Raw genomic sequence first — 12,318 nt, 5'->3', positions numbered from 1 at the left:
GAACAAAAAAATATGTAATTTGAACTAATAATGGATTTAATGTGTTTTTAGTGGAACTCATATCCGTATTTCCTTGTAAATATAATGCACAAACTTGTGCAATAGCGCAGAATGTAGCGCACAAGTTTGTGCAACGTCAAGAATATATTTTACATTTTTGTGCGCTATAATTGATTTAGAGAGGAGATATATATGTCATTTAGTTACCAACTCATTGAAAAATACAAAGAATTTATGGGCTATTCTCAGGACAAACAAGTTGTTGCTGACTTGGATAGTGTTACGTCAGGTTCTTTATCACAAATTAAGCGTGGTGAAAGACATTTAACTGCCAATCAGTGTATTTTTTTGGCTAATAAAGTTGGAATGGATCAAAAAGAAGCTTTACTTAACTTAGCTATTGAAAAATCTAAAACCAAAGAAGAAAGTAAAGTTTGGACTGATATTGTAAAAAAGATTAGTGCAGCATGTGTAGCGCTAACACTAGTTGCAGGACTGGCGAATGCACCAACTGAGGACGCATTTGCGTAATAGCGACAGCCCATAAATTACGTTATGTTAAATTGAATGAATTAAATTAAAGTGGGCGTAATCATACAAACTAGCCCACTTATGATAGGGTTTTATTCGCTTAGTTTAGCTCAGAATCGACCCAAAATTTAGTGCCTTTTAAAACAGCTTGCAGTGCAAGGCCACTTTCGGTTAAAGAGTAAACAGTAACTTGGTCAGCAATAGCTTCGGCAACTAAAGCGCCACCTTTATCTTGGTATTTTGCAGCAGCATCAGCATTACCGCCGAACGCCCAACCATGTTTAATAAATCTATTTAACGCGGCTTGATCGTGAAAAACCATCACAATATTGAAATCTTTAACACCTAAACCTAAGCCTAAACCAGCTTCGCCCATATTCATATAGGTAGATTTTCCGGTTAAGTTATTTTTTACTACACCGTACCCACCACCAAAACTGGCTAAAATAACGTTTACGTTGGCATTATCAAATACAGCATAACCGGCAGAGTTTGCAATTTGAGTTTTAACATCTGGTTTTTTTTCGTATAGAGCAGTTAATGTATTCGATTTCATACTTTGTACTAAAGCACGTTTTTCTCCAGGAGAAGCACTCCCTGTAGTAGCGCAACCTGTTAATAAAACGCTAATAACTAACATGCTCAACAGAAGTAATTTTTTCATGATTTTTCCTTTAATAAGGTATATGGTTAATAAATCTGCATTTAGCATAAATATCAAAATTTCGTTATGTCCAATACTAGACAGTATCGGACTTTAAGGTTAATCTATAAGTCTATTATTTTCTTATATATTTTACTATTATGCTTGTTGCTCTGGTCGATACATTAAAACAATTACGTTATCAAATAGCACACCTTGAAGATAATACACTCCAATCAGAATATCCAGAACTAGCCTCTTTTATACAGCAAGTCAGCTTGACTGTAACTGAATCAAAGGCCGATCTTAACTTTTTATACCAGTTTTTATATGTTTATGGCCGAAAATCAGAAGCAACATATAGTCGTTTTCGCAATGAATTGGAACGATTTTATTTGTGGTCATGGCTTATAGCTGAAAAATCAGTATTCGATTTAAAGCGTGAAGATATTGAGGCGTATGTTGATTTTATGGTCGAGCCGGATAAAAAATGGGCATCAACCTCGGTGCAGTGGCGCTATAAAGATGAGCAAGGAGTACGTCGGTTAAACCAAAATTGGCGCCCTTTCATGCAAAAAGAATCTATTGCGAGTCAGCAAACATTATCCGCAATGTTTACTGCACTTAATGTATTTTACAAGTTCGCTATTTTAGAAGAAAAAACCTTCGCTAACTTTGTACCTGTGGTTAAAAAAAATAGCCCTTATTTAGTAGTGCAATCGCAGATTCAAATTCCCGATACATTGAGCGATATTCAATGGGAATACGTATTTGGTGTAACACGTGATCTGTGTGAACAAAAACCAGAGTATGAAAGAAACCTTTTTACCCTCGCCTGTTTAAAAGGATTATATTTACGTATTTCAGAATTATCAGAGCGTCCACAATGGTCACCTGTTATGTCTCATTTTTGGCAAGATAACGATGGCTTTTGGTTTTTACGTATAATGGGTAAGGGTAATAAATTACGAGATGTAACTTTAAGTGATGATTTTCTTGAGTATTTAAAACGCTACCGGTTATACCGTGGTTTACCTGCCCTGCCCCGGGTTGACGAATCCGACCCGTTAGTGCATAAAATTCGTGGCCAAGGTGGTATGACAGTAAGACAAATTCGACGTTTAGTACAACAAAGTTTTGATATTGCTCAGCAGTCATTACTTGATGATGGCTTTAAAGATGACGCGGAACAATTAGAAGCGGCCACTGCACATTGGCTTCGACATACCGGTGCAACGCATGATGCACAAACTCGACCTTTAAAGCATTTATCTGAAGATTTAGGTCACGCAAAAATAGCCACAACTGATCAAATATATATTCAAACAAATATTAAAGAACGGGCAAAATCTGGAATAAAAAGGAAGATTTAATGGAATACTTAATTATTGCTTTTATTGGTGCATTATTTTTAATTTATTCTATAACACTACGCCAATTAGAAAAAACAGAAATTACTGGGCCGATGTTTTTTGTTATAGGGGGGATACTGCTAGCATTGATAGCTCCGAACGAAAGTGAAAATTTTAAAAATGGCTTACGATTTTTACTGCCCTTTATAGAATTAACGCTCAGTATCTTTTTATTTACCGATGCAGCAAAGTCAAAATTAGGAGTATTAAGGCATAGTTTTCAATACCCAAGTTTACTTTTATTTGTTGCCTTACCATTAACTCTATTACTCGGGATTGCTACCGCGTTATTTTTATTTGCTGAGCTTTCATTAATTCAAGCAGCACTTATCGCAATTATATTAACCCCAACCGATGCGGCGTTAAGTAAGGGGTTATTAAGTAATACAAAAGTGCCTGAAAAAATAAGAGAAGGTATTAATACTGAAAGTGGCTTAAACGATGGCTTATGTGTGCCTATATTTTTAATATTTATTCTGCTTGCAAAAAATCCTGAATCCTCAATTACTGCAACACAAACGTTAAGTGTATTTGCTAGAGAGTTGGGAGTTGCATTATTAATTGCATTCGCAAGTATTGCTGTTTTTATTCCGTGTTTAAACTTTGCAATGAAGCGACATTACTTTGCCCAAAACACTAGCCCGTTTTTACTATTGGGTTTTGCTATGGCTGTATTTTCACTTACGCAATATTTTCATGGCAGTGGATTTATTGCCGTATTTGTAGCGGGGCTTTTATTTGATAAATACGCGAGCACCAAAATAAACAAAGAGCTGATTGAAGACTCAGAGCATATAGCTGACTTTTCCTCTTTAATGATTTGGTGTTTATTCGGTTTTGTTTGTGCTTATTTAGTGATCCCGAAATTAAATACTGAAATAATAATTTATGCGCTACTTAGTACAACACTGATCAGAATAATTCCTGTTATGTTGTCATTGCAATTTACGTCATTAAAAATAAAAGAGCGTTTAACGTTTGCTTGGTTTGGGCCACGAGGATTGGCTTCGATTGTTTTTACTTTAATGGTTATTGATACACAAATAGAAAATAAATTTCAAATTGCGACCATTGCTATGACCACAATTTTATTTAGTGTATTTATTCATGGTATTAGTACAAAACCCATTGCAGACAGTTTTGCTAAAAAAACTAAATAAATATAAACAAAAATAAAAAGGCGTAACTTAATAATAAGTTGCGCCTTTTTATTTTACAGCTTACTTAGTTAAATCATTAACTAAGTACTTTTGCCAGTAGCTCTATTGGATGCTTAGGCTTAAATTTTTCATAACGTTTTACTTGGCTACGACATGAAAAGCCAGTTGATAAAAGTTGCTCAGGTTTATTTTTATCAACGATAGGTTTCCAACTCATTTCATAAAGTGCTTTGGAGTTTGCTTGGTTTTGTGCTTCATGACCATAAGTGCCGGCCATACCACAACACCCAGTACTTGTGGTGTTTAATGTTAAACCAAGCTGATCAAAAATATTTTTCCACACACTTGCGGCTTTTGGTAATGCAGTCGTTTCGGTACAGTGACTTAATAAAGTAAATTCAGTATTTATTTGTTTAGCTTCTAAAGCACTGAACGATTGTGTTTCTAACCATTCATGCGCAAGTTGCACATTAAAATCGCCACGGTTATTTTCTAAAATTGTATTATATTCATCGCGATAACACATCACTAACGACGCATCTAAACCAACTAGCGGTGCATTAATATCATTAAGCTGATTTAAAAACTCTGCAGCATTTTTTGCCGTTAGCTTAAATTCATGCAAAAAACCTTTCACGTGCTGAGGTTTGCCATTGGGTTTAAAGGGTAACAGCATTGGTTTTTTTCCAAGCTGAGTAATTAGTGTAATAAAACTCTCAACCAATTCTGCTTCGTAAAAGCTGGTGAATGGGTCTTGAACAATGAGTACATAATCATTTTGCTCATCGGTACTTAGTTTTTTAAGTAATTCTAAATTAAATTTTTGCGCTTTGTTTACACGTTTGTTGAGTGCAGGAATACTTAGCTGAGGGGTATCAACATAGCCTACCGTTTTTTTAATGAGGCCACTAACTAATGATGTTTTTACAATTGGATTAATAACCCTAGCAAATTTTGCCATTAACGGTGCACTGTTTTCTATATTACCCACTAAGTAATCTTTGAGTGGGCGGGCATAATAACTGTGATAATAATTTAAAAAACGGGCACGGAAAGTTGGCACATCTACTTTTATTGGGCAAGCCGTAGTACACGCTTTACACGCTAAACATTCATCCATTGAGGCTTTTACTTCATGTGAAAAATCGTAAACGCCTTGTTTTTTCTCTCTGCTATGAACAAAGCGCTCCCACCAAGTAATGACTTCACCTTTGTTAAGTTCTTTTTCTACCTCAAGTAAATTAACATCTTTTAACTCTTGAAGACGTAACCATTCACGCATTAGCCCTGCTCGACCTTTTGGCGAATTACGGCGATCGCCAGTTACTTTATACGACGGGCACATTGGAGAGTTTTCATCATAATTAAAACATAAGCCGTTACCATTACAGGTCATTGCATTGTTGAAACTGGTATTAACATCAATAGATATTTGCTTGTCGAAGTAAGAGCGCTTTTGCCCATCAACGCTAACTAGTGAGTCTTCACTTTCAAGCGGGGTACATATTTTTCCGGGGTTGATTTTATTATTTGGATCAAACGCCGATTTTATTTTTCGTAATTGCGTAAATAAATGCTCACCAAAAAATTCAGGACCGTATTCACTTCTATAGCCTTTACCGTGCTCGCCCCACATCAAACCACCGTATTTTGCGGTGAGTTTTACTACTTCATCTGAAATAGTGCGCAGTAATTTTTCTTGTTCAGGGTCGCACATATCCAGTGCTGGCCTAACATGTAAAACGCCAGCATCAACATGACCAAACATACCGTACTGTAAATTATAGCTATCAAGTAGCGCTCTAAATTCAACAATATAATCGGCTAAATTTTCTGGTGGAACGGCAGTGTCTTCTGCAAACGCGAGAGGTTTTTGGCTGCCTTTTACATTCCCGAGTAAACCCACTGATTTTTTACGCATTGCATAAATTTTCAGTATATCGCTTTTATCACTGGTTAACTGATAGCCAATAACGCCATTAGTTTGGTTAGCTACACACTCATCTAATAATTTACATAATGTGTCTACTTTGTCTTTTATGTCTTCTGGTGATACGGCATTAAACTCAACCATGTTGAGTCCTTGCATATCTTTATTAGCAACGTCGGTTATTAAGTCCGATACTGAATGCCAAATAATATCTTCGCGGGCAAGATTTAATACTTTGCTGTCAACGGTTTCAACTGAAGTTGCGCGGGCATCAACTAAAAATGGTGAATGGCGAAGCGCAGAATCAAAACTGTCATATTTTATATTTATGAGGGTTTTAAATTCTGCGATAGGTGTTAGGTTTAATTTTGCTTCAGTAACTATGCCTAAAGAGCCTTCTGATCCGGTTATTAAGCGGCTCATATCAAAAGTTTGTAAGTCTTCACTTAGCACATGCTCTAGGTCATAACCGGTTAAAAATCTATTTAACCGTGGAAATTTGGCTAATATAGCGTCGCGTTCATTAAGTGATATGTCTAATACTGTTTTGTAGAGTTTGCCAATTAAGGATTCCTGATCGGCAATTATTTTTGCTTTTTCAATGTCTATTGGACTGGTAGACATTGCAGTGCCATCAACTAAATAGGTGGTTAGCCCTAAAACATGGTCGCTGGTTTTGCCATAAACTAAGGAGCCTTGCCCCGATGCATCAGTACTGATCATGCCGCCAATAGTGGCGCGGTTACTGGTAGATAAATCGGGTGAAAAGAAAAAACCATACGGTTTTAAAAAGTCGTTAAGTTGATCTTTTATCACACCAGTTTGAACTCGTACCCAACCTTCTTCAACATTTATCTCGAGGATTTCACGCATATAACGTGATAAATCAACCACAATACCAGGCGTTAAAGATTGACCATTTGTTCCTGTGCCGCCACCGCGAGGACCAAAAGTTAACGATAAAAAAGGGTCTTGCGATGCTATTTGCAGAGCAACTTGAATGTCTTTTTCGCTTTTTGGAAAAATAACACCTTGAGGAAGCTGCTGGTAGATACTGTTATCGGTTGACGCTGTGAGTCTGGTTGCATAGCTTGCGTCAGTATCCCCAGTAAACCCTTGATTTTTTATAGTATTTAAATAATTTGCGACAAGCTCGGTCGCGGCATCTTGTTGTGTAATAGTTGCTATCATGGCGGCGCTTATTAATGCATTTGTGTAATTATATCATGGCGATGGCTAATAGAAATTGAAGATTTTACAGTTTGTAACACTCTTTTTATCGATATATGAGCAGCTGCAATTATAATCAAGTTAAACGCCTACTATGAGGTTTATATGAAAAAACTACTAATGCAGATCAGCGGAACACTGTTTATTTTACTCGGATTATTGTTTGCTGTGGTGCCAGGGCCATCGTTAATATTTTTTATTGCAGGCTTATTCTGCTTTTCTATGTATTACCCTAAAGCTAGAGGGTATTTAACTTGGTGTCAAAAAGCACTGACTCGTTCATGTGCCTATTTAGATAAAAAATTAGCAAAAAATTAATTTTTAGTCATAAAAAATGCCAGCAGTTGCTGGCATTTTTTAACGAGGTAACTTACTTAGCAAGTTTGTCTGCTAAGTATAACCATGTTTCTAGTACTGTATCTGGGTTTAGCGAAACAGAGTCAATGCCCTGCTCTACTAACCATGCTGCAAAGTCTTCATGATCTGAAGGACCTTGACCACAAATACCTACATATTTACCTTTTTCTTTGGCTGTTTTAATAGCCATAGAAAGTAGCTTTTTGATTGCAGGGTCGCGCTCATCAAATAGGTGAGCAATTAAACCTGAGTCGCGATCAAGACCAAGCGTTAACTGTGTTAAATCGTTAGAACCGATAGAGAAACCATCGAAGTATTCTAAGAATTCTTCAGCCATTAATGCATTTGACGGAAGCTCACACATCATGATTACTTTAAGACCATTTTCGCCACGTTTAAGGCCATGTTCTTCAAGTAATTCAATAACGCGTTTACCTTCTTCAAGGGTACGTACGAATGGGATCATGATTTCGATGTTGGTCATATCCATGCTGTTTCTTACGCGTTTTATAGCTTCACACTCAAGTGCAAAACAATCACGGAAGTCTTCAGAGATATAACGTGCAGCGCCACGGAAACCAATCATTGGGTTTTCTTCTTCTGGCTCGTATTGCTGGCCGCCCACTAAGTTAGCGTATTCGTTTGATTTAAAATCAGACATACGAACAATTACACGCTCTGGTGCAAACGCACAACCTAAGGTAGAAATACCTTCAACTAGTTTACCAATATAGAATTCAACAGGTGATTCGTAACCGGCAATCATGTCTGTGATTTCTGCTTTTAATGCATCTGTTTGTGCATCAAAATTTAATAACGCTTTAGGGTGAACGCCAATCATACGGTTGATGATAAACTCAACGCGCGCAAGGCCAACACCTGAATGTGGTAAACGTGCAAAATCGAATGCGCGATCTGGGTTACCTACGTTCATCATCACTTTCATTGGAAGTTCAGGCATTTCGTCAACACGTGAAGTAAGTACTTCAAAGTCTAAAATACCTTCGTAGATGAAACCTGTATCGCCTTCGGCACATGATACAGTAACTTCTTGACCTGCTTTAATTAAGTCTGTTGCATTACCACAACCAACAACGGCTGGAATACCTAACTCACGTGCAATGATTGCAGCATGACATGTACGACCACCACGATTTGTAACAATCGCAGCCGCGCGTTTCATAATAGGTTCCCAGTCTGGGTCTGTCATGTCGGTAACTAAAATGTCACCTACTTGTACTTGGTCCATCTCTTTGATTGAATCAAGTACACGTACAACACCACTACCAATTTTATGACCAATTGCACGGCCTTCAACAACAACATTGCTGCTGCCATTTAGTTGGAAGCGTTCCATTACGTTTGTGTCTTCGTTTGAACGAACAGTTTCTGGACGCGCTTGAACTATATATAGTTTGCCATCGTTACCATCTTTTGCCCATTCGATGTCCATTGGACGACCGTAATGCTTTTCAATGATTACAGCTTGTTTGGCAAGATCTTGCACTTCTTCATCTGTAATCGAAAATTTGTTTGAAAGTGCAGAGTCTACGTCAACAATTTCTACTTGTTTGCCATGAGCTTTGTCTTGAGAGTAAATCATTTGAATGGCTTTAGAGCCAATGTTACGACGTACTACAGCTGGCTTGTTTTTAAGTAGCGTTGGTTTATGAACATAAAATTCATCTGGGTTAACCGCACCCTGTACAACCATTTCACCCAAACCATAACTTGATGTGATAAACACTACATCTTCAAAGCCCGATTCAGTATCAATACTGAACATAACACCTGATGCTGATTTATCAGAGCGTACCATGCGTTGAATACCCGCTGATAACGCTACACCACGGTGATCGTAGCCTTGGTGAACACGATAAGAAATAGCGCGGTCGTTAAATAACGAAGCGAATACGTGTTTAATAGCAGTCATTACAGAATCAATACCAACAACGTTTAAGAACGTTTCTTGTTGGCCTGCAAACGAGGCGTCTGGCATATCTTCAGCAGTAGCTGATGATCGAACAGCGAATGAAACATCTGCAGAAGCGTCACCATGAAGTTGGCTGTATGCATCGCGGATTGCTTTATCTAGACTAGGTTGGAATGGGGTATCGATAATCCACTGACGGATATCGGCGCCGACTTTGGCGAGTGTGTTTACATCATCAACATCAAGAGTATCTAAAATGTCGTGAATTTTTGCGTTGAGTCCTGATTGTTCTAAAAACTCGTTAAAAGCGTCTGAGGTAGTAGCAAAACCACCTGGGACTTGCACACCTGCGTTAGCTAAGTTTGAAATCATTTCACCAAGTGAGGCATTTTTACCACCAACTCGAGGAACATCTTGCATACCAAGCTCTTGATACCAGAGAACGTATTCTTGCACGGATCTTTCTCCAAAAAACAAATTGTAGTACTAACTGTGAGAGTTAAGAAAGAAAACCTTTTATAAAGGTCGCCCCCATTCTACACTGGCAAACGTCCTCACGTAAACCGTGATACACTTATTTTAAAATTAAATGTAATAAAAAAGAGGCTTTATGAGAACTGCGTTTTATATTTCAGATGGTACGGCAATCACATCTGAAGTGTTTGGTCATGCGACCTTGTCTTTATTTCCTGTGGAATTTAATCATAAAACAATTCCTTTTGTAGAAACCGAAGAAAAAGCGCATGAAATCAAAGCGCTTATTAACGCCACATCGTCTAAGCAAGGTGAGAAGCCTTTAGTTTTTTTTACTTTTGTGAATCATAAATTATCGGAAATTATTCGCTCTGCAGATGCTGTCTCGTATGACTTTTTAACAACGTATAGCGAAAAAATTGAAAGCGAATTAAACGTTGCCCCAGTACCTAAAGTACATAGAACCCATTCAATACACGAAAAAAGTTATGACTTTAGAATTGATGCAGTTAACTATGCTTTAATGAATGACGACGGCGGTAATATTAAAAACTTTGCTGAGGCTGATATTATTTTAGTTGGCGTTAGTCGAAGCGGTAAAACGCCAACAAGCCTGTATTTAGCCCTGCAATACGGTATTAAAGCGGCCAATTACCCGATCACAGAAGATGATTTAGAAAGCGAAGGGTTACCCAAGTGCTTAGTGCCTTATAAGCATAAACTGTTTGGTTTAACTATAGACCCTGAGAGACTGGCTGCGATCAGAGATAGACGAATGGCAAATTCAAAATATGCATCAATTAGACAGTGTCGTATTGAAGTGCGCGAAGTAGAAATGCTCTATAAGAAGCATAAAATTGCTCATTTAAATTCTACCCACCATTCGGTTGAAGAGATCTCAGCAAAAATCATTTCTGATACAGGTCTTGAGCGTCGTAAGTACTAACAAACTAACATGTGATTTAAGCATGTAATTACAACCAGCACACAAAAAAGCCGCTAATTAATAGCGGCTTTTAACATATTAGGAAGGCGTATTACTTGCGAGCATCTTTTAAAAGGTCTGCAACTAAAAAGCCAAGCTCTAATACTTGATCGGCATTTAAGCGAGGGTCACATTGAGTTTTGTAACGCTGCGCTAAGTCATCATCTGATAAACCGTATGCACCACCGGTACATTCAGTAACATGTTGTCCGGTCATTTCTAAATGAACACCACCTGCGTATGAGCCTTCAGCTTTGTGAACAGCGAAGAACTGACTAATTTCGCGCATAATGTTATCAAAGCTGCGAGTTTTATAACCTGAGCTGGCTTTCTCTGTATTGCCATGCATTGGATCTGAGCTCCAAATTACCTTACGCCCTTCTTGCTGTACTTTGCGAACAAGCGCCGGTAGCTTCTCTGGTAATACATCTGCACCCATTCGTGTAATGAGCGTTAACCTGCCAGGAATGTTATCTGGGTTTAGTGCATCAATTAAACGGATAAGTTCGTCAGGATCCATACCTGGGCCAACTTTAACGCCTATTGGATTTTTAATGCCCTTAAAGAATTCAATATGAGCATGGTCTAACTGACGTGTACGCTCACCAATCCAAACAAAGTGCGCTGAACAATCGTACCAGTCGCCTGATAAATGGTCTCTACGGGTTAATGCCTCTTCATAGCCTAGCAATAACGCTTCGTGTGATGTATATAAATCTGTTTCTTTTAAGCTTGGCGCTATAGTTGAATTAATACCACATACTTCCATGAATTCTAAAGCGTCTTGAATTTTATCTGCCAGCTGTTGGTATTTTGCTTTTTGTGGATTAGCAGCAACAAAGCCCATGTTCCAACGGTTAACCTGATGTAAGTCAGCAAGCCCACCTTGTGCAAAAGCACGTAGTAGGTTGAGTGTTGCCGCACTGTGATGATACGCGGTCATTAAACGCTGAGGGTCTGGAATACGTGCTTCTTCAGTAAACTCAAAGTTATTTACTATATCACCACGGTAAGATGGTAACGAAACACCGTCTATTGTTTCTAAGTCGGCTGAGCGTGGCTTAGCGTATTGACCTGCCATACGTGCAATTTTTACAACTGGGCATTTACCGCCATAGGTTAGTACTACAGCCATTTGTAAAATGGTCTTAAATGTATCGCGAATATTTGCAGCGTTAAAGTCACTAAATGATTCTGCGCAGTCACCACCTTGAAGTAAAAATGCGCGGCCTTCACACACATCTTCAAGTTGTTTAAACAAACTTCTAGTCTCTTCTGCAAACACCAAAGGCGGTGCGCTTTTAAGCTGGCCTTCAACAGATTTTAATATGTCTTGATCTGGGTACTGTGGCTGCTGCAGTATTGGCAGTTCTCTCCAACTATTTGGGTTCCACGATTGCATGTTCATTCCTCATTCCTATTACCTGATGTATTGAAATTAACGTATGCAGAGGGCTTTGTTCAAGGACTAAATCGACTATTTACTAATTATTTAGTTATTAGGTAAATTTAAATAGGATTATTATCTATGATTTAACTATTTTATTGATAATAAATATATAAATAAAGAACACTAATACATTAAAAAACAATAGGATAAATAGTAAGAGTGGTATTTATTAAGCTTTGCTTGCAGCCACTTAGCTAAGCTGTATAAGATAAT

General features: G+C 37.8%; 9 protein-coding genes. 5 read left to right on the top strand and 4 right to left on the bottom strand.

Features of this window, described 5'->3' with window-relative positions:
- Positions 1 to 192 precede the first annotated feature (192 nt).
- A complete protein-coding gene (locus QL989_RS18555) occupies positions 193 to 531 on the top strand; it encodes a DUF3693 domain-containing protein (RefSeq protein WP_290171591.1) in 339 nt (112 codons plus the stop codon).
- 100 nt (positions 532 to 631) lie between these two features.
- Here QL989_RS18555 and QL989_RS18550 read toward each other — a convergent pair whose 3' ends face one another.
- Entirely contained in the window at positions 632 to 1,195 is a 564-nt protein-coding gene (locus tag QL989_RS18550) for a YSC84-related protein (protein ID WP_008108715.1), read from the bottom strand.
- Positions 1,196 to 1,335: 140 nt separating this feature from the next.
- Here QL989_RS18550 and QL989_RS18545 point away from each other — a divergent pair, with 140 nt between their 5' ends.
- Together QL989_RS18545 and QL989_RS18540 are read left to right on the top strand one after the other, a co-directional pair.
- Complete coding sequence (locus QL989_RS18545) at positions 1,336 to 2,547, top strand: tyrosine-type recombinase/integrase (RefSeq protein ID WP_008108719.1); 1,212 nt, start codon at positions 1,336 to 1,338, stop codon at positions 2,545 to 2,547.
- Complete coding sequence (locus QL989_RS18540) at positions 2,547 to 3,746, top strand: cation:proton antiporter (protein WP_290171589.1); 1,200 nt, start codon at positions 2,547 to 2,549, stop codon at positions 3,744 to 3,746. The genes QL989_RS18545 and QL989_RS18540 overlap by 1 nt, the downstream gene beginning before the upstream one ends.
- A 76-nt stretch (positions 3,747 to 3,822) precedes the next feature.
- On the opposite strand, the gene QL989_RS18535 is transcribed toward QL989_RS18540, so the two are convergent.
- Complete coding sequence (locus tag QL989_RS18535) at positions 3,823 to 6,867, bottom strand: FAD-binding and (Fe-S)-binding domain-containing protein (protein ID WP_290171587.1); 3,045 nt, start codon at positions 6,865 to 6,867, stop codon at positions 3,823 to 3,825.
- Positions 6,868 to 7,011: 144 nt separating this feature from the next.
- On the opposite strand from QL989_RS18535, the gene QL989_RS18530 reads away from it, so the two are divergent.
- On the top strand, positions 7,012 to 7,224 hold the full coding sequence (locus QL989_RS18530; RefSeq protein WP_008108725.1) for a PGPGW domain-containing protein: 213 nt from the start codon (positions 7,012 to 7,014) through the stop codon (positions 7,222 to 7,224).
- A gap of 52 nt (positions 7,225 to 7,276) precedes the next feature.
- On the opposite strand, the gene ppsA is transcribed toward QL989_RS18530, so the two are convergent.
- Complete coding sequence (ppsA, locus tag QL989_RS18525; RefSeq protein WP_008108727.1) at positions 7,277 to 9,652, bottom strand: phosphoenolpyruvate synthase; 2,376 nt, start codon at positions 9,650 to 9,652, stop codon at positions 7,277 to 7,279.
- Between the two features lie 154 nt (positions 9,653 to 9,806).
- Here ppsA and QL989_RS18520 point away from each other — a divergent pair, with 154 nt between their 5' ends.
- On the top strand, positions 9,807 to 10,616 hold the full coding sequence (locus QL989_RS18520) for a pyruvate, water dikinase regulatory protein (RefSeq protein WP_008108730.1): 810 nt from the start codon (positions 9,807 to 9,809) through the stop codon (positions 10,614 to 10,616).
- A gap of 91 nt (positions 10,617 to 10,707) precedes the next feature.
- Here the strand turns inward: QL989_RS18520 and QL989_RS18515 are convergent, their stop codons facing one another.
- Positions 10,708 to 12,057: a class II 3-deoxy-7-phosphoheptulonate synthase gene (locus QL989_RS18515; protein WP_171039112.1), complete on the bottom strand. Its 1,350-nt coding sequence runs from the start codon at positions 12,055 to 12,057 to the stop codon at positions 10,708 to 10,710.
- Positions 12,058 to 12,318 lie beyond the last annotated feature (261 nt).

The organism is Pseudoalteromonas sp. APC 3224 (assembly GCF_030407535.1).
In the GTDB taxonomy this organism is placed as follows: Bacteria; Pseudomonadota; Gammaproteobacteria; order Enterobacterales; family Alteromonadaceae; genus Pseudoalteromonas.
This window is presented reverse-complemented; position numbering and strand designations above follow the sequence as displayed.

Bases quoted from the DNA above. Each gene is read 5' to 3' on its own strand.
- QL989_RS18530 (WP_008108725.1), top strand. From the start codon at position 7,012: ATGAAAAAACTACTAATGCAGATCAGCGGAACACTGTTTATTTTACTC.
- QL989_RS18520 (WP_008108730.1), top strand. From the start codon at position 9,807: ATGAGAACTGCGTTTTATATTTCAGATGGTACGGCAATCACATCTGAA.
- QL989_RS18555 (WP_290171591.1), top strand. From the start codon at position 193: ATGTCATTTAGTTACCAACTCATTGAAAAATACAAAGAATTTATGGGC.
- QL989_RS18540 (WP_290171589.1), top strand. From the start codon at position 2,547: ATGGAATACTTAATTATTGCTTTTATTGGTGCATTATTTTTAATTTAT.
- QL989_RS18550 (WP_008108715.1), bottom strand. From the start codon at position 1,195: ATGAAAAAATTACTTCTGTTGAGCATGTTAGTTATTAGCGTTTTATTA.
- QL989_RS18545 (WP_008108719.1), top strand. From the start codon at position 1,336: ATGCTTGTTGCTCTGGTCGATACATTAAAACAATTACGTTATCAAATA.
- QL989_RS18535 (WP_290171587.1), bottom strand. From the start codon at position 6,867: ATGATAGCAACTATTACACAACAAGATGCCGCGACCGAGCTTGTCGCA.
- QL989_RS18515 (WP_171039112.1), bottom strand. From the start codon at position 12,057: ATGCAATCGTGGAACCCAAATAGTTGGAGAGAACTGCCAATACTGCAG.